Source organism: Cohnella lupini, from assembly GCF_003386205.1.
In the GTDB taxonomy this organism is placed as follows: domain Bacteria; phylum Bacillota; class Bacilli; order Paenibacillales; family Paenibacillaceae; genus Cohnella; species Cohnella lupini.
Genome location: NZ_QRDY01000031.1, coordinates 1 through 19,517, shown reverse-complemented (window position 1 = coordinate 19,517; position 19,517 = coordinate 1). Strand labels below are relative to the sequence as shown.

Here is a 19,517-nt window from a genome sequence, read left to right as displayed (position 1 = left end):
CTCCTTTCTTTATCATTTGTCCAACCGCCTTAAGTGTAGCTATCTCGCCTCTAAAGCGTAAATCGGAATATCTGACAAACGATGCCGTTTTCTAGTAATCCTGACTCCACAATCTCAAAACGGATACCACTAAACAAAAGAATCCTTGATCTATCAAGGATTCTCGTTCCATTCGATATGATAGCCCTTCACGTATTTGCCGGGCGTAACGCCCTTGATCTCCTTGAAGATCTTGATGAAATACTTGGAACTGCTGAAGCCCACGCACTCCGCTATGTCCTTGATCTTGTGATCCTCCTCTTGCATCATGGAGCAAGCCTTCTCAATTCTGGTCGTGTTGAGAATCTGCACGAACGTATTGCCAGTGCGAGCTTTCAGAATTTGATTAATATAGGTAGGGCTTAAATTCACCTGCTCGCTCACGGATTCCAGTGTGATTTCCTTCATAAAGCTATCTTTAATATAACTGGCGATTCGGTGATAATATTTGCTCATTCGAGTGGCTTTATTGGCTTCAATCACATCGACGATCCTTCGGATCAAATCGGTAAAGAAGATTTCCACCCGCTCCATGCTATTCAGATTACTAAGTCTCTCGATGCTGTATTCCTCGCCGTAAATCTCATTAATGGAGAAGCCGAGTTCGTTGATTAACGCCATGAACGTACTGTTCAAGTGGAAGACGAACTGGTACATATTCCGGTAGCTCTGGTCCTTGCTTATGCCTCCCAGCATTTCCATGAACAACGCCAGTGCCTCCGCTTTCGAGCAAGCGCGAATGTGGTTTTTGAGAAGCTCCTCTTTATCGTAGGGGTAATTGTATTCCGTCCTATTGTCGTGTCGGATCTCGCTGGTCAGCATTATGCTTCTTCGGCCGTACAATATTTTGTGTTTCAGCAATCTCTGGGCTTCCCGGTGGTTTTTCGAGATGTTAAGAAGGTCCGTGGGCTCGTCGCTCACGATCGCGGTTATCGAAACATGCAGGCTATTCAGCAGGATCTGCTGCAACTCCTTAATCTTCGTCCGAAGCTCTCCGGCCCCCGCCGGTCCGATCTCCAGCGCCACGACGATTTGATTGGCATTATTCACCAGCCCGAAGCTTCTGACGTGCTTTAAGCTGAAGTATTCCGTTATCGCTTCCATGACGGAATAGAGCAATATACTGTCATTCTTTGCCTGAATGCCGCCGTTCTCCTCATCTACGTCCAGTTCGAACAGCATCAGCGTCAAGTCCGTACGCGGAAGCTCCAACGAAAACAGCTTAAGATTATAAATGATCTCCTCCCAGCTTGCATAGACGCCCCGCATAAGATTATTGAGAATTTTCTCCCGGAATACGGGAACCGTTAGCTCCAGCTTCTCCTCCAGCCGCTCGTGATTATCCAGTAAATCCAACACCGCATCCCGAATGCCGCCAAGTTCATTGCCCTCTCCGATGCTTCGGCGAGTCCTCGCGTGAATGTGCCTGCGCATCTCATTAACCGGCTTTACGGCACGCATCGTAAACAACATGGATACGATTAGGCTGAAGGCCAGCAGGACAATACTCATCAACAGAATAATGTTTCGGATCAATTGAATGCTTTTAGCGATTCCGCCGAATGGATACATGGCCACGTAGGTCCATCCCCGGTTATTGGCGGTATTGTAAACCACGATGTGGGATTTGCCCTCTTTCTTCGTAATAAAGCTGCCGCTGGCATCGGAAAATTCGTTCTGCATGTGAGGCCAACTACGAATATCCTGATACAAATCTTCCTTGGATCCCGAAATCATAACTTCCTTCTTGCCGTTGAGCACAAGGAACGGAGCCTCGGTTCCATCCGGCACATGATCGAGAAGCTCTCGGTATACCAATGATTGATCGATATTGATAATGAGAGCTCCATTGTAATTGTTCGCCCGATCCAGAGGGAGATGGGCATATACCGAGAACACATCTAAACTCTGAGGGCTATTGTTCCATAATTTAACGGGATGAGTATCGGAGACGATTAACGTTCGGTTGTCGTTGTTGTACCACTGCATAAAATGTTGGTCGGGAAATTGAGCCACGTCGGTAATCCCATATTCGGTAGAGATAATCTTGCCGCTGTTCTTTAAATATAAATAAACGGAATGAACATAACGATTGGAAGCCTTAATTTGATTGATCTTCTGATTGATATAGTCCCAATCGGCAAATTGATCGTCGGAAGCCGCGCTTGCCATAATCCCGTTCAAACGACTATCCTTATACGACTGCTTGGAGGTATCGATGATATTATCGACGACCAACTCCACGGATGCGGAAAATTGATTCAACGCTTGTTGATTGGATTCTCCGAAATTCTTGTATACCATTCCTTTAGCCTCTTGATAATAGACAGTACCTAGAATCGCGATTGGGACAAGTATTAACAAGGTAATGAAAAGCTGTATTTTGAACATTAACATCCGACCTTGAATCAGCCGGTTAACGACTTTGAATCTTGCCACGCTAGGTCACCGCCACAAACAGATTATAAGGAATATTCATATTGTACCGATCAACCGTTTGCCTTGCGTTAACAAAGTATCAAATAAACATTAAGTGGTTGCTCCTGCGAGGACTACTCGAGGCTTTTTAAGAAAAAGAAACAGCGTCATCCTGGACATGCTGCTACCGTCCAGTCTGCGCTGTTTTGTTAAGCCTTCTGTTCGTGATTTCAATTATTCCTTAATTGCCGTCTCGATGAACCGATGCAGAATAGCCGCAACCTCGGCTCGGGTAATGACGCCTTTCGGATCGAATTTTCCGCCCGGCTTCCCGGTGAAGATTCCCGCCATAAAGAACGTCTTAACCGCATCTTTCGCATAAGTCGAGATGTCTGCGTCATCTTTGAATCCCGTATTCTCTTTGACTACGGGGAGGTTTAATCCGGCAACCCCCGCGTATCTCATGAGAATAACGGCCAAGTCCTGCCGTATAATCGGCGCATTCGGATCAAACTTGTTGTTCCCGATCCCCCCGGCGATTCCGACATCGCGTACCCACTCGACATAAGGGGCGTAATACTTGTTGCTGTCCACGTCATCGAATGAATTCTCGCCGTACTTGCTTACGTCCAAGCCGTAATGCTGTCCGAGAATGGTAGCGATCATTCCCCGGGTCAATTCCGCGTTCGGACTGAACGTATGATCGCCGGTGCCTTTCATTAACCCGTGCGCAACGACAAAATCCACGTCATCGTTATACCACGCGCCTGCTTTGACATCGTCGAGGTTTGGCTTATCCGTCGGCTTATCCGTCGATTCGTCAGGAGGAGTTATGACGATCTCCTCTTTAACGAACGATGCGCTAATGCTGTGACTAGCGGTCACGTTACTGAAGCTATAGGTTGAAACGTTGCCGATATTTTGTCCGTCCGCGGTAACGCCGGCAATCTTATAGCCGTCGTTCGCTTTAATCGTGAAGCTTTGACTTCCGCCTCTTACCACATTGACCGTACCGGAAGGCGAGATACTGCCGTTCTCGCCCGCCGAAGCGGTAATCGTATAGTACGTCGGAGCCGATCCATCGGAGCTGCGGGCTTTAACCGACACGCTGACGGTGACCGTAAGCGGAACGTCGTCCGGGTTGGTCACTCCGTCCGGCAACGTCACCGCTCCGTTTACCGTGAAGGTCTGAGCGGAAGCAAGAGACGGGTTGTAGGAACTGGAAGCCACGTTCCAATGAACAGCCGCCGGCATGGTTGTGGTGCCGCCGCCGTACGTCGCTAAGGTGACTGACGCGGGCAGCCCGAGTGCTTCCGCCGTTTTAGGAGTGCCGTTAGCTAGCTCCGCGATATTACCCGGCTGCACGATTCTTTGCAGAATGATCGGCTGAACCGGCTCATCCGTAACGGTCACGGTGCCCGTGCCGACCTTCGTGCCGTCGAAGGCGGATGTCGCGGTCACGGTCAGGGTTGTCGCAGTCTCGTCTGCGGCAATCGTCAGCGTGCCGTCATTCGTAATGGCCGTATTTGCTGCTTGGTTACCGTAAACCGCCCAAGTGACGCTCTCCGGCGCGCCACCTTGCGCGGTAACGATCGCGCGGAATTTCTGCGTTTCACCCTTCTGGACCTCGATCGTCGCAGGGGATACGGTCACCTTCGTGACGGATGGGGCAACGCCTGCCGCCGTTTGATAGGTATAATACCAGACCCGCGCCTTGTAGAACGTCTCTCGGATTTGAGTCCGCTCTTCTTTGGTGTATCCGCCCTGGCCGTCCGGTCGGTAGATTTCTACCTTTTCGGTGTTCCAGTTGGGATTCAGCGTTTCGTTAGGCACCGCGCGAATGATCGTACCGGAGAATGGCTGGTTGCCGATGGATTTCATGTTCTTGCTGTAAATATCGTTGTATCCTTCATAGTCCGTGCTGACGGTTAGGGTCGCGGCATTGAACTGGAACACGTTATCTCCCGTGACGACCCAGAACAGATCATTGTTCCCGTAAACCGGATATAGATCGTGACCCCAGGCTCCGATATCTCCTTGGACGAAAGGAAGATCGGTAGCTAAATCCTCTTGAAGCGTTAGAACAGGCTGCTCCGCCGTACCGGTAATCTTATAAGCGACTACCTGATAATCGCCGATTGCCCAGAGCACGTCACGCTTCGGATCCCAGGTCACGCCGTGAGCTCCCGGCAAGGAAACTCGCGAATAATAACCGTTGCTATCCCCTTGCGAGGACGCGTATAGGGTAATCGCATTGCCGGTGCTGCTCGCGACCGCGATATTGCCATCCGGCAGCAGTTCGATGGAATGGGGATTGTTCTCTACGACATTATTGCGAGAGAACAGACTCTCTCCCGTCTCGTAGTCTATCACTCCTACGAAGCCGCCGGAGGCCGTCGTAAGCGCCACGTATCCGCCGTAAAAATCGCTGTAGCGCAATTTCGCGTCGCTTACGTTCGTATATTTTCCGATATTTCTAAATCCCTCTGCGGTAGTCGGCTTCCAGCTCCACACAACGGAACCGCTGTCGTTCCAATCGGGGCTGTTCTGATTGTATACGACAATCTTGTTGTCCTTCTGGTCGGCGCCTACCACCATCTCCGTGTCCGCGGACGATGGAACGGTAGAGAGCGGATATGGGCCGTCCGAGTTCAGAGCGGCTTTGTTCACCAACACGCGCAGGGAATCGCCTTCGGCGCCGTTCACGATGCGCTTGACCGTCATATCCGACCGAACATAACGGCCTTTATCGGTAATCTCGGTACCCGCAAGATCATAAACCTTAATTTCGTTCGCTTGATCGAATCCTTGGATGAAATCGCCGATCGTGGTCTTGTGGGCAATATCGGTAACCGTGCTTCGGCCTCTGTCGATCGTGTACTCGGACGAAGTAATCAGCTTTTTGAACGGGATCTTGAAGGACCGCGGGGTCGCCACGGCTCCGGTCTGTTCGCCGTAGTTCTTCATTTGCAGCTCGTAATGGTCGGCATAGACGTAGATCATCAACGACTGCACGACCAGCGGCTGCGCGGCCGAGAGCGCTCCTGCATTAAAGCGATTGTTGTAATAACTGAGCGAACCGGCGAAGCTGGAGACGAAACCGCTGGAACGGGCGTTGCGGACAGGCTCGATGCTGCCGTCGGCATTGTAGGGAGTCACGCGTTCATACGTATCCCTTTCGATAAATTGCTCCGGGCCGCCGTGATCATGTCCGTAAATGTAAAGCAGATTCGGATGATCCAGCAGAATTCTTTTCAATTCGGCTTCCATGCCGTTGCTGTTATGAAGCCCATAGTCGGGGGTTAACCCGCGGGAATCCAACAGGCCGTAATGCCCCATCACGATCACTTGTTCCTCTTGACCGATTCCGGCTAGAATGTTCTTCACCCATTCGATCGATTCCGGAGTATATATGGAGTCGGTAATGGCTCCATCGCCATTATAAGGGGTGTTGATACCGATAAAATGAATGCCGTCGATCTCATAATGGTAAGCGATAAGATTGGTCTTCCGGACGGCATCCTCGTAAAGAACATCCTCATAGGCTCCAACGTCGGCCTGCATCATCGCGTCGATGTAGGCTCCCGAATTGTATTCGGTAAGGCCGACCTCGTAATCATGGTTGCCGTTGGTATAGAGTACTTTGCCGTCTTTGGTCGTTTGTTTGAACGCATCCGTCATTTGGGAGGTAACCTTGTCGAAGGTCGCATCATCCCAGATCGGCGATCCGTGGGTACTAATGGAATCGCCCGAAATGATCACGACGTCGGGATCCTCTTCATCTTTGATCTTGGCCATCGCCTTGCGGGTTTGCTGCCGGACGGTGTCGGCGTTATCTTGCAAACCATAGTCGATATGCATATCGCTGAAGGCCGCGATCGTATAGAGCGGTTCTTCGTGTTCCGCGGAGTCGCTGATAAACTTCAAGACCGGATAACCGTTTACGGCATCCATTTTCCAACGGGTGTCGAAATCCCAGTTGATGGCCTCATAGGCCGCTTTCTGCGCAAGCTCCGCCGGCGTCTTCAACGAAATATACTCGTTCACGACATTGTCGTATCTGGACTTGGACGTAATCCGGTACGGATTCTGATCGGAGCCCTCGTCTCTCTGCATCATGATATCTTCGCTAGCCAGGTTATTGCTGCCCTTAACAGGCGCGGGCGTATTGGCATAGAGACTGCCGATGTCTTTGTTCGTGGAGCCTTCCGTTAGAACATCCCATTTGTAGTGGATCGTCCCCTTGTAGGCAACGTTGTTGTCAAAGGTAGAGTTGTTCGTCAGGACGCCCGCGATCAGCGAAGCGTTGAAATAAGTAGCGGTAGCGGTGGGCGTGGCGTAGTTATAGATGTCGCCCATCGCGATGTTGCGGCGCACGATGCTATTGGTCGTCGTACCGACGATTCCGCCTGCCTCCGCGACTTTGAATGCCGTGTCGCCGTCGATCTTAACGGTTCCGTTGAAGAAGCTGTCTTCAATGGTGGTTCCATCGACCGTGGTCGTATAAGCCGAGCCTACGATTCCGCCGACGACGTGATCGTGATCACCAGCAGCCCCGGATACCGTTACGGTAATTGAGCCGGTGACCTGAACGCCGGAGATATGGCTTGTCTGGCTCAAATAGCCCACAAGGATCCCGTCTTGCGACCGCGCCACCGACGTGAAACGACGATTAAACGACGCGCCCTCGATAATCAGGTCCTTGATTAAGGCGCTGCCGACGGCGTTTCGGATAAAACCGGCATTCCCCCCCGTATCGCCGGCTACGATCGTCAATCCGGTAATTTTGTGCCCATGACCGTCGAACACGCCGCTGAAGTTATCTATCATAGGGAAGTTCCCAGTCAGCGCGATATCCGAGGTCAAGATATAGGCTTTCGCGCTACTGTAGATCGAATCGCTGTCATTTATTTTTTCGACGGCGAACAGCAAATCTTCTTCATTCCCGATTTGAAACGGATCGGCCGCGGTGCCATCGCCGAAGAGCTGATACGCATTCTCGTCTTTCTTGAACGACAATACGGGATATCCGTTTACGGCATCCATCTGCCAACGGGTGTCGAAATTCCATTTCATCGCTTCATAGGTAGCTTGTTCTCGGAGATCCGACGGCGTCTTCGGCGTGATAGCCGCGTTGACCACATTGTCGGTGTTGGGCTTCGTCGTGATCCGGTACGGATTCTGATCGGAGCCCTCGTCCCGCTGCATCATAATATCTTCGCTAGACAGGTTATTGCTGCCCGTTACGGGCGAGGGCGTATTGCCATATAGACTTCCGATATCTTTATTAGCGACGCGTCCCGTTAAGACATCCCACTTATAGTGAACCGTGCCCTCGTAGGCAACGTTGCTATTAAGAGGCGAGTTGTTCGTCAGAAGACCCGCAATCAGCGACGCGTTGAAGTAAGTGGCGTTCGAGTTCGGGGTCACATAGTTATAGATATCGCCCATCGCGATGTTCCGACGCACGATTGTATTCGTCGTGAAGCCGACAATGCCGCCAACCTGAGCGACTTTAAAGCCTACGGTACCGTCTAACTTAACGGTTCCTTTGAAGAATGAGTCTTCTATGACCGTACCGTTGGCCGTGCCCGTGTAACTCGAGCCTACGATGCCGCCGACGGCGTGATCGTGGTCCCCCGCGGCTCCGGTAACCGACTCGGTAATCGAACCTGTGACCTGAACGCCAGATATATGTCCCGTACCGGTCATATAGCCAACGAGAATTCCGTCTTGCGTTCTCATCACCGACGTGAAGTTACGGATAACCGATGCATTCTCGATAATCAAGTCTTTAATCAATGCGGAGCCGGTGGCGTTCTTGATAAAACCAACGTTACCCGTGGTGTTATTAGCCGCGATGACAAGTCCGGTAATCTTGTGCCCCTGACCGTCCAATGTGCCGGCGAACGAGTTGATCATGGGGAAGTTGCTCGTCAGAGCGATGTCCGCCGTCAAGGCATACGTCTTCGAAACGCTATAGGTCGCGTCGCCGGTATTCATCTTTCCGACGGCGAATAACAATTCCGCCTCGTTGCCGATTTCATAAGGGTCATTCATCGTGCCGTTGCCGGCAAGACTCGATACAGGCTCGGCTGCCGATGCCGCCATCGGCGGTATAATAGTTAATATCATGGAAAATAACAGGAGAATGCTTAGCAATTTAGAGTATTTCTTTGATGTGATTTGCATGATATAACTCCCTATCTTTGGATGATATTTACATGAATATACGACAGGTTCCAGAGTTCAGGCTACACCACCTTTATCTTCTGCTTGAAAGTCATAACCTCGAGTGTAACGGTCTATTGTTAACTAAATTCTATTTTTGTGTAAACCCAACTTCCGCAGAAGAAAAAAATGGGTTTGGGCTTGAAACAACCTTAACAGCCCTCGACCACCGATAATATCGGTCGAGGGCTACTCCATTTTATAGTTAAGACGGCGCACCAATAAATAAAGGCCTCTCAGTTGTCCTGAGAGGCCTCGAATCTTATTCAAATCAAATTTACAGGTCTTTTTTTACCTCTATTACATCATGCCGCCCATGCCGCCCATATCAGGCATTCCGCCGCCAGCGCCGCCTTTGTCCTTCTCTGGCTTATCGGCGATAACCGCTTCGGTCGTCAAGAAGATGGCCGCTACGGACGCAGCGTTCTGCAACGCGGAACGAGTAACTTTAACCGGATCGATGATTCCGGCTTCGAACATGTTAACCCACTCGCCGGTAGCCGCGTTATAACCCGTGCCTACGGCTTCCTTCTTCAGACGCTCGACGATAACGGAGCCTTCTTGGCCTGCGTTAGCCGCGATCGTGCGAATAGGCTCTTCCAGTGCGCGAAGGATGATGTTCACGCCCGTTTTCTCGTCGCCTTCAGCGCTAACCGCTGCAACAGCGCCGTATACGTTCACGAGTGCCGTACCGCCACCGGAAACGATTCCTTCTTCTACTGCCGCGCGAGTCGCGTTAAGAGCATCTTCGATGCGAAGTTTGCGCTCTTTCAACTCGGTTTCAGTAGCTGCGCCGACTTTGATAACCGCAACGCCGCCAGCCAATTTAGCCAGACGCTCTTGCAATTTCTCGCGGTCGAAGTCGGAAGTCGTATCTTCGATTTGCGCTTTGATTTGGTTTACGCGGGCAGTGATGTCCGCTTTGTCGCCGGAACCGTCTACGATGATCGTGTTTTCTTTGTTTACGCGCACTTGACGTGCCGTACCCAATTGTTGTACCGTCGTCGATTTCAGTTCAAGACCCAGTTCTTCGGTGATCACTTGACCGCCGGTAAGAGCCGCGATATCTTGCAGCATCGCTTTGCGGCGATCGCCGAAGCCCGGAGCTTTAACGCCGACGCATGTGAACGTTCCGCGAAGACGGTTAACGACGAGCGTGGACAACGCTTCGCCTTCGATGTCTTCCGCGATGATCAGCAATTGCTTGCCGGATTGAACGACTTTCTCCAGTACCGGCAAGATCTCTTGAATGTTCGAGATTTTCTTGTCGGTGATCAGGATCAACGGGTTGTCAAGGTTAGCTTCCATTTTATCCGTATCGGTAATCATGTACGGAGTAATGTAGCCGCGGTCGAATTGCATACCTTCTACGACTTCAAGATCCGTGTTAAAGCCTTTGGATTCTTCGACCGTGATAACGCCGTCTTTGCCGACTTTATCCATGGCGTCCGCGATCAATTGGCCGACTTCGTCATCCGCTGCCGAGATAGCGGCAACTTGAGCGATATCGTTACGGCCTTCGACCGGTTTGGAGATCTTTTGCAATTCCTCTACAGCCGCTCTAACCGCTTTGTCGATTCCTTTACGGATGACCATCGGGTTAGCGCCCGCCGTTACGTTTTTCAAGCCTTCGCGAATCATCGCTTGCGCAAGAACGGTTGCCGTAGTCGTACCGTCGCCGGCAATATCGTTCGTTTTCGTTGCGACTTCTTTAACAAGCTGCGCGCCCATGTTCTCGAATGCGTCTTCCAGCTCGATTTCTTTAGCGATCGTCACGCCATCGTTCGTGATAAGCGGGGAACCGAATTTTTTCTCGAGAACGACGTTACGGCCTTTCGGTCCGAGCGTTACTTTTACTACGTTCGCCAATGCATCTACACCGCGAAGCATTGCGCGACGCGCGTCTTCGCTGAATTTAATTTCTTTAGCCATCGTTAATTACCCTCCTTAAGATCTGTTCCTATAGGCTGCCGTTTACGGTCGCCCTATGATTACCGATTCCTGCCGCAAGCTTAAGTAAGTCTTAACCGACGATTGCGTGGATATCGCTTTCTTTCATGATCAAATACTCTTTGCCTTCGTACTTGATTTCAGTGCCCGCATATTTAGAGAACAACACACGGTCGCCTTCTTTTACCTCAAGCGCGATCCGTTCACCGTCTTTAGTCAAAGCTCCGCTACCCACCGCGATAATCGTTCCTTCTTGCGGCTTTTCTTTCGCGGTATCCGGCAATACGATACCGCTGATCGTTTTTTCTTCTTTTGCGTTCGCTTCCACAAGAACGCGGTCACCCAAAGGTTTAATCATTGTAAATAGCCTCCTTCTTAAGTAGGTGTATGTTTTTTTCTTGAAGCCATCATTCCTGTTAGCACTCGATTGTGTTAAGTGCTAATAACCATTTTCTATGATACGGTTTTTGCCGATAGTTTTCAAGTCCTTTTACATTAAACCTGCACAAAAAAAATACGGATCCGCTTTTATCGCGGATCCGTGACGATATGAAGGTTATTCCATCGTTATCTTCTGAGAGATCTTGCTGCTAAGTCTTGAAATTACCGACCAAGCCTTTCAGTCGTGTGGCCATCGAGCTCAAATTCTCGGCCGTACGCGCCATCTCTTCCGTGGAGGACTGTTGCTGCTCCGTCATCGCGGATACTTGCTCGGTGAACGACGCGGTCTCTTCCGTTATGCGCGAGATATCTTGGATCGACTGGACCACCGACGTGCTTCCCGCCGACATCTGTTCGACAGATGCGGCCACGTCGACGATATTCGCGCTTAGGCTACCGACCTTGTCCACGATATCCCGGAAAGTCTCTTCGGCGTTCTGCATTCCGGACACGGCCGAGAATACCTGACCGGCGCTTTGCTCGAACATCGCGGCCACTTGTCCGATATCGCTCGACATCGTTCCGATCGTATCTCCGATCTGAACGGCGGATTGCTGCGTTTGATCCGCCAGCTTGCGGATTTCTCCGGCTACGACCGCGAAGCCTCGGCCATGCTCGCCTGCGCGAGCGGCCTCGATCGCCGCGTTAAGGGCAAGCAGGTTGGTCTGATTCGCGACTTCGGATATATAACCGATGACTTCGCGAACCTGCTCCGATTTGTCGTTCAAGCCTCTTACGACTTCCTGCAAAGAACGGAAAGCTTTCTCTACCTGCGCGATTTCCCCGGACGTCGATTGCAGCAATTCGGAGCCTGCCGCCGCACGGCTCACGGTTGACTGAGCGGCATCGGAAACGCCCGTCGTCGTGGCCGCGACTTGATTAAGGCCATCCAACGTCTCTTGCATCGTAGCCGATATTTCTTGGGACTGCGCGACTTGGGTTTCCGATCCCGCTGCTACCTTCTCCACGGCCTTGGAAACTTCGCTGCTCACGCGGGCGTTCTCGTCCGCGCCTTGCTTTAACAGGATCGCGGACGCCGCAAGCTCCGCCGTGCTATCGCGAAGCTCCCTCATCATCTTCTGCAAGCCGTCGAGCATATGATTCGCCGCTCCGGCCAGATCGCCCATTTCGTCCGTAGATCTAATATGTATGCGTCTCGTAAGGTCTCCGCCGGAGGAAGCGATATTCCGCAGCGTCGACGTCACTCCGCCGATCGACTCGCTCAAATTGCGCGCTAGCCAAGTCAGCCCGAAGCCTGCGGCTCCCGCCAAAACCAAGAAAATGATAATCACTTCGATGAACAAGGTTTTATGCTCCGCAAGGTCCATTTCCATGAGCAAGAGCACGAATGCCAAGCCCAACAGCACGATCAAACCAATGAAACCCAACGTCATTTTACGACCTAAAGTCAAATTCCGCATCCCCAAGTCCCTCCCGAATATAACAACCGATGTAAGCCCTTTCTTGAAACAAGTGTATCATAATTTTCCCGAATGGAATATCGAAATTTGGTGCTTTTTGCTTCTTTTTGAGGAGTAAAGCTCTCGTGCTTTAGTCCCGTATCGGTTGTTTGCCTATGGGTCGGTTAGTCCGTTTCATCCAAGTCTTTTTCCTCACGCGCCTTCATCCGTTTGCCATAAGCCATCCGGGACAACAGAACGCTGACCTCATATAACAAGACGAGCGGTACGGCAACCAATATATCCGAAATGAAATCCGGAGGGGTAACCATGACTCCGATGAGAATGAGGATGAACCAAGCGACTTTCCGCATTTTCCGCAACATCTGCGGATTTAAGATTCCGATGCGGCTCAGGAATAAAATAACGAGCGGGAGCTCGAACAGCAATGAAATGGGAAGCAAAATATTAAACAAGAACGAGAAGTACTGGGTCACTCCATAGGTTTGCTCCAGTCCCAGGTTAAACGTAATCTTCTCGGTAAATAGAAACGCCATCGGAAACACGACGAAGTAAGAGAACGCGAGTCCGATTAAGAACATGATCAACGCCCAAGGAACGAATTGCAGCGTCGCCCTCTGTTCTTTCTTCCCTAAGCCCGGTCTTACGAAAGCCCATAATTGAAACATCGCGAACGGAATCGCTACGATGAAAGAAATGAGAATCGCGAACTTCATGTAGAGACCGATTGCATCCCACGGCGAGAAGGCGTGAAGATCCAGATTGTCCACGGGAGCGGCATCCACCAAATAGTCGAAAACGGGCTGCGCTCCGAATAGCCCTCCCACTAGTCCGAGGACGAATACGATCAAACAATAGATTATCCGTTTGCGAAGCTCTCCCAAATGCTCCGTTAACGGCATCCAATCCTCATCCCGCAAGGGGGTTGGTTTTTCCTTCATCACAGTTCGCCTCCATGCAACAATAGGGCTGTCCCTTTCGCAAATAATTCATCTGCGCAGAGGGACAGCCCCTTAGTGTGTTCCTTGCCGATTGCCGATCCGTTATTCAGGAAGTCGCCGTTCAACTTTTGGCAGTTGTTGCGTCTCCTCCGCGGAGACGTCTACTCTGTTCGCCTGGCGATCCTTGTCTTTGGAATCGTCCATCAGATCGTTGGCGCCCTTCTTGAATTCCCGAAGCGTGCGGCCGAACGCTCTTCCCAATTCGGGGAGTTTGTTAGGCCCGAACAGCAATAAAGCGATGAGCACGAGCAAAATAATACCCGAAGCACCTATTCCGGACATTTATAAAACCTCCGTTCTTCTGCGGGCTGCAATCAACCCGATGGTTTCTCTTATCAACGATGTAATCCGCCGTAACCCATTGCGACGATATCGTCTGTCACGACCGTATCTCCAGCCAGTATTCTAGGCAATAAAACGTCAAATGAAGTATAAGGGTCATGCATGACGCATCCCGGCAAGCCGAAAATCGGCACGCCACGCAAATATCCGAACAGTAGCATCGAGCCCGGCAACATCGGCGTTCCGTAGCTTACGACGTCCGTTCCGGCTTCCGCGATGGCTCCGGGAGTACGGTCGTCCGGATCAACCGACATTCCGCCCGTCACGAGTATCATATCATACCCTTGTTGCAGGAAATAGTGAATTTCCTTGACAATTGTATGGCGTTCGTCCGGCACGAACCGTTGCTCGGCGACCTCGGAACCTAGCGCCTCCAGCTTGGCTCTCACGGCCGGACCGAACTTATCTTGGATTCTTCCCGTGAATACTTCGTTGCCCGTGGTCAGCAGCCCCGCCCTCAACTTACGGAAAGGACGAACGCTGATCGGAGCTCTGCCGTGCTTATCCCGGTAATCCATCGCAATGCGCTCGACCGCTTGAACTTTAAGCTCCGGAACGATAAGCGGAATCGCCCGGGTCGCAGCCAGAGTTTCTCCCGGATGGATGACCCGATTATTGATAATCGTGGCCAGCGCGATCTCGCCCAAGCTATTGATCTCGTCCACCACCTCGCGCTCGATGCATGCTAGACCGGTAATTCCCGACTTCACCGATACTTTGCCTTCATGAGGGGCGCCGAACGTCGTATTTAATCCGCTTAAAGCGACGGCCATTCGATGAGCCGCGTCGTCCTCGTGAAGATCCGTATCCGCGAGCTCGATTACGTAGAGGTTCTCTTTGCCGATATCCTTCAGCTTCGGAATGTCGTCGCTAACGACGACATGGCCTTTGGAAAATAGTCTGCCTTTGAATTCGCCGGGAAGGATTTGCGTTAGATCATGGGCTAACACCATGCCAATGGCATCCTCAACCTTCACTTCCCTTAAGGAAGAAGAACTGATTACGGTAGTCTTCTCCCCTTTCGGATTATCGGAAGCCGTCATCCGCCCAGCTCCCCTCGCAACCCCTTCACTTGATCCAACGCCTCAGGAAGCACGTCCATAACGGCCATTAGATGTTCGTGGACTCCTTTGGGATCTCCCGGTAAATTCAGGATCAGCGTGCGGCCCCTTATCGCGCAAATCCCTCTATATAACATGCCTTGACGCGAACGTTGCGTAACGGCCGCCCGCATCGCCTCGGGAATCCCCGGCACGATCCGTTCCGCGATCATCAGCGTCGCTTCAGGCGTAACATCGCGATAAGCGAGACCTATACCTCCCGTAGTCAGGACGAGATCGGCTTGAAAATAATCGACCATTTCGATAAGGGCGGCGCGTATTTCGTCTTGATCGTCCGGAACGATACGGTAATCGACGATATCTCCCATCAATTCCTCTTCTATTAATTCTCTTATGACCTGCGCGCTCGTATCTTCCCGTTCCCCGCGAGAGCCTTTATCGCTAGCCGTCAACAAGGCGACTTTCCATCGCATCTTTCATCCCTCCGCTCCCAATATACGAGCCTGATCGTCGTTCCAATAAATTATTCCGTTATCAGGGCATAGTCGCCGCTTTTGCCGCCCGTCTTGGTCAACAGCTTGATAGGGCCGATAACCATATCTTTCTGCAAGGCTTTGCACATATCGTAAACGGTAAGCGCGGCAGCGGAAACAGCGGTCAAAGCTTCCATTTCGACTCCCGTTTTACCCGTTGTCTTTACCTCGGCGGTAATCGTAAGCATGTCCTGCCCGTTATCCGCGAAATGAATGTTCACCCCGGTTAACGGAAGCGGGTGGCACATCGGAATCCAATCGGACGTTTTCTTGGCCGCTTGAATGCCCGCGATCTGCGCGACGGCAAGCACGTCGCCCTTCGCTATCGAGCGCTCCAGAATTCTCCGCAGCGTCTCCGGCGCCATCGTAACTTGGCCTTCGGCAACGGCTACTCTCGCCGTAACCGCTTTGTCCGAAACATCGACCATCCGCGCCCTGCCTTGATCGTTAAAATGAGTCAGTCTATCCGTCGTTCCGTCCATCATGCTTCCCCCTCGTCAAACCAAATGAAGCGTTCTTCGGTCGCCACGCCGTTCAGCCGAAGATCGTGCCGTTCAAGCGGCAACGGCTCCGTTATGACCTGATCCGAGAAAGCGAACCCGATCCATAACGTCGCGGTTGCGTCGCTCGTCCGTCCGACTCCTGCATAAAGACGATCATAATACCCGCCGCCGTATCCTAATCTCGCGCCATTCGTGTTATACGCGATTCCCGGAACCAATACTACATCTAAAGTTAACGAAACATCCATTAAATCGGTTCGCGTCGGATCGGGCTCCGGAACTCCCCATTTGCCGGGAATCCAATCAGACATGTCTTCGACCTTGCGCAGCTCCATTCCTTCTCCGCCGGGAATGATTCGCGGGGCGTAAATCCGATCTCCCTTTTCCCAGCATCTCTCCATTAGAGGAATTGGAGAGGCTTCCGAGCGGAAAGGCGCATATGCGCAAAGATTCATCGGTCGATCCAATCGACTTCTAATCGGGCTAAGTACTTCATTCTCCACCAAGAGGCACAGTTGCACGGAGCGATTTTCTCTCTCTGCCGGCGTCATGCCGTCTCTGATTGCCACCAGTCGTTTGCGCCACTTTGATTTGTCCGATTTCCCATGTATCTCGACCATTATCCACGAGCCTGCCTTCGGTATCCCATGAAAGTGATATTCTGTTTTCATTTTATCATTTTATGGCTTTATTCGCCAAAACATAACGGTTTGGACTTTTCGAGCGTATTTACGGTACACTTGGAGCGTAGGGTCGATATGAACTTTTCGGAGGGATTCCTCTTGCTTTTACAAGCATCCAGCATTACTAAACATTATGGCGTCACTCCCGTCCTGGACGGGGTTTCGCTGCAGATCAACGAGCGCGACCGCATCGGACTGGTCGGGGTTAACGGAGCGGGCAAATCCACGTTCCTTCGCATTCTTGCGGGAGAATTAACCGCCGATACAGGCTCGGTCTCTAAGCCAAGAGAGCTTAAGATCGGCTACTTGGCACAAAACGGCGGACTGCAAGGGCATCGAACGATTATGGAAGAAATGACTTCCGCGTTCGGTCTTCTACTGGAGCAAGAACGTATTCTGCAAGGTATGGAGGCTCGGATCGCCGATCCGCTCGAGTTGGCAAACTCGGAAAGATACGAGACTTTGCTGGCGCAATATGCCGATCTGAGCGAGAAGTTCCGCGAAAGCGGCGGTTACGAGATGAACAATCGCATCCGGAGCATTCTGCACGGCATGGGCTTCGGCAGCTTCGCTCCCGACACCGAGGTTTCCTCCCTAAGCGGCGGGCAACGAACTCGGCTAGCGCTCGCCAGACTGTTGCTTGTTCAGCCAGAGCTCTTGCTGCTCGATGAGCCTACCAACCATCTGGACATCGATACGCTTACCTGGCTGGAGCAATATTTGCGATCTTACGCCGGCGCGATGGTCATCGTTTCGCATGACCGGTACTTCCTAGACGCTACCGTCACCGCCGTCGTCGAGATAGAGCGGAATGCGGCCGTTCGCTACACGGGCAATTATAGCCGCTTCATGGATCTCAAAGCAGCGGCTTTCGCCCAACAGCTCAAGCTCTACGAACAGCAGCGCAAAGAAATATCCCGAATGGAGGATTTCGTGCAACGCAACATCGTGCGCGCATCCACCACTCGCCGAGCCCAGAGCAGGCGCAATGCATTGGAACGGATCGAACGCTTGGAGAAGCCCGGCTCGTTGCGTCAAGCAAGCTTCTCGTTCTCGACGGAGCGCCGAAGCGGCAAAGAAGTACTTAGGGCCATTAATTGTTCCGCAGCTCCCAAGGAAGAGATGGCTCCGCTGTTTAAGAACGTTACGATCGAGGTAAAAAGAGGAGAAAGACTTGCTCTTCTCGGGCCAAACGGAGTAGGCAAGACGACATTGCTCCGAGCTTTAATCGACAAATTACCGCTTCGCACGGGCGTAATCGAATGGGGTGCAGGCGTGTCGCTCGGTTATTACGACCAAGAGCAGCGCGAGCTTAATCCGGCCAATACGGTTCTGGAAGAAGTATGGAGCGCCTATGCCATGCATCCCGAAGCGGAAATCCGCACCGTGCTCGGCAACTTCCTGTTCAGCGGCGACGACGTTCGCAAGAAGGTCAGCGCCCTAAGCGGCGGGGAGAAAGCGCGCGTCGCTCTATCCAAGCTGATGCTGCGCAAAGCTAACGTTCTTCTGCTCGACGAGCCGACCAACCATCTGGATCTTATGAGCCGCGAGGTGCTTGAGGCTGCTCTGGACGAATATGACGGAACGTTGATCTTCGTTTCCCATGACCGCTATTTCCTGAACCGGATCGCCGACAGGATTGTCGAATTGGCGCCGGACGGCACGGAAAATTTCCTGGGCAATTATGACGAGATGGTTGCCAAAAAACAAGAAATGAAAGAGTGGGAGGCTACCCGCAGCCAAGCATCCGCACAGAATGCTCCTTCCGCGATTAGCAATTACGAGGCGGATAAGCAGGCTAAGCGCGAGGATCGCGCGCGTACCCGTAAACGCGAACAAGCGGAAGCCGACATTGCGCGGCTGGAGGAAGAGATCGCAAAACTCGAAATCGAAATGGCTTCTCCGGAAATGGCGACGGATTACATGAAGCTTCGGGAGAAGCAAGAGCTAACGGAGAAGAAACGGAACGAGTTGGACGAAGCCTTTCAGGCTTGGGAAGCTTTAATGGACGAGTAGGTACACGGAATTACTGGAAATTCGGTTATTCACATCTTTATCCACAGCTTGCGTACAGAAACGGGAATTCGGACATCGTTAAGAAAGTCCCTAATCCCTTGGTACGCAGGCTTTTTTTTGTCGATTTTTGCGATCAGGCATAGTTTTCCACCATTTTGTCCACACAGTCCACACTGTCCACACCTCCTCCATGAAAAACTAGTTCTTTTTTCAGGGGCTTTCAATCGCTGATCTACCAGCGTTTTTTGACCTTGTCCACATTGTGCACAGGGGGTGTGGATAAGTTTGTCCACATTGTTTTCGGAGCGTTAATTGGATATTATTCGTCTGTAATCGTTTGGTTAGCTGCTGCAGTTTTTGTCGAGCAGGAACAGCGATACAAGTAAAAACGACTTCGTCGTTCATCTCTTCGAGATTAAAGCATGCTTCGCTGTATGACTTGATCAAAAGTAGAATGGTAATCATCTCTATTGGAGTTATCAAGCGCTTTTGCTATCAAAGTAGGATGAAGAATATCACTATAGACCGAACTTATGAAAGGAATAGGTCAAACGGAGACCAATAGGAATAAAAAACATCTTTATCCAGCTTTATTATTGAACGAGCTTCAAAAATACATTGAAAAGAATCGTATTTGATAGGGATGACTTACACCCCATCTTACTTCCTACCTTAATAACAGAGGGAGTATTAACTTCTGATCACAGCAGTTACATGGTCTCGCCGGCTTTGGGACGGTAAGCGTCATGTAAGTCTGAGTAGAGTAGAGAACTGAAATTTCATTGGAGGGCGTATGCCCTCCTTTTACTTTTCCAGCTCCCCCTGCATCAAACCGGACGTGAAGTTTTCCCTCATCCGGCTTTCCGATGTTCTTCTTC

At 51.4% G+C, this 19,517-nt stretch carries 13 protein-coding genes; 1 reads left to right on the top strand and 12 read right to left on the bottom strand.

All coding sequences use genetic code 11. From position 1 onward, the window contains the following. Window positions 1–153 precede the first annotated feature (153 nt). From DFP95_RS26390 to DFP95_RS26340, 11 genes are all read right to left on the bottom strand, one after another. On the bottom strand, window positions 154–2,478 hold the full coding sequence (locus DFP95_RS26390; RefSeq protein ID WP_115995671.1) for an AraC family transcriptional regulator: 2,325 nt from the start codon (window positions 2,476–2,478) through the stop codon (window positions 154–156). A 213-nt stretch (window positions 2,479–2,691) separates the two neighbouring features. Further along, on the bottom strand, window positions 2,692–8,649 hold the full coding sequence (locus DFP95_RS26385) for a DUF6528 family protein (RefSeq protein WP_115995670.1): 5,958 nt from the start codon (window positions 8,647–8,649) through the stop codon (window positions 2,692–2,694). 339 nt (window positions 8,650–8,988) lie between these two features. After that, window positions 8,989–10,620, bottom strand: coding sequence for a chaperonin GroEL (gene groL, locus DFP95_RS26380; protein ID WP_115995669.1), 1,632 nt, complete (start codon window positions 10,618–10,620; stop codon window positions 8,989–8,991). A gap of 91 nt (window positions 10,621–10,711) precedes the next feature. Continuing rightward, entirely contained in the window at window positions 10,712–10,996 is a 285-nt protein-coding gene (groES, locus tag DFP95_RS26375; RefSeq protein WP_115995668.1) for a co-chaperone GroES, read from the bottom strand. Between the two features lie 232 nt (window positions 10,997–11,228). Further along, complete coding sequence (locus tag DFP95_RS26370; RefSeq protein ID WP_115995667.1) at window positions 11,229–12,500, bottom strand: methyl-accepting chemotaxis protein; 1,272 nt, start codon at window positions 12,498–12,500, stop codon at window positions 11,229–11,231. A 164-nt stretch (window positions 12,501–12,664) separates the two neighbouring features. Further along, window positions 12,665–13,441 (bottom strand): twin-arginine translocase subunit TatC, encoded by a 777-nt coding sequence (gene tatC / locus DFP95_RS26365; RefSeq protein WP_115995666.1) that lies wholly within the window; start codon window positions 13,439–13,441, stop codon window positions 12,665–12,667. Window positions 13,442–13,543: 102 nt separating this feature from the next. Next, window positions 13,544–13,783: a twin-arginine translocase TatA/TatE family subunit gene (locus DFP95_RS26360; RefSeq protein WP_115995665.1), complete on the bottom strand. Its 240-nt coding sequence runs from the start codon at window positions 13,781–13,783 to the stop codon at window positions 13,544–13,546. Between the two features lie 53 nt (window positions 13,784–13,836). Beyond that, window positions 13,837–14,886: a molybdopterin-binding protein gene (locus tag DFP95_RS26355; protein WP_115995664.1), complete on the bottom strand. Its 1,050-nt coding sequence runs from the start codon at window positions 14,884–14,886 to the stop codon at window positions 13,837–13,839. Beyond that, window positions 14,883–15,377, bottom strand: coding sequence for a MogA/MoaB family molybdenum cofactor biosynthesis protein (locus DFP95_RS26350; protein WP_115995663.1), 495 nt, complete (start codon window positions 15,375–15,377; stop codon window positions 14,883–14,885). The genes DFP95_RS26355 and DFP95_RS26350 overlap by 4 nt, the downstream gene beginning before the upstream one ends. Window positions 15,378–15,427: 50 nt before the next feature. Beyond that, a complete protein-coding gene (moaC, locus tag DFP95_RS26345) occupies window positions 15,428–15,919 on the bottom strand; it encodes a cyclic pyranopterin monophosphate synthase MoaC (protein ID WP_425453329.1) in 492 nt (163 codons plus the stop codon). Beyond that, the gene (locus DFP95_RS26340; protein WP_181907622.1) at window positions 15,919–16,560 is read right to left on the bottom strand and encodes a 5-formyltetrahydrofolate cyclo-ligase; all 642 of its coding nucleotides are present in this window, start codon (window positions 16,558–16,560) and stop codon (window positions 15,919–15,921) included. Before DFP95_RS26340 ends, moaC begins: the two co-directional genes overlap by 1 nt. A 162-nt stretch (window positions 16,561–16,722) precedes the next feature. Between DFP95_RS26340 and DFP95_RS26335 the strand changes: the two genes are divergently transcribed. Beyond that, window positions 16,723–18,639 (top strand): ABC-F family ATP-binding cassette domain-containing protein, encoded by a 1,917-nt coding sequence (locus DFP95_RS26335; protein WP_181907621.1) that lies wholly within the window; start codon window positions 16,723–16,725, stop codon window positions 18,637–18,639. Between the two features lie 667 nt (window positions 18,640–19,306). Here the strand turns inward: DFP95_RS26335 and DFP95_RS29190 are convergent. Next, on the bottom strand, window positions 19,307–19,517 hold a 211-nt coding region (locus DFP95_RS29190), incomplete at its 5' end, for a hypothetical protein (protein ID WP_220376476.1).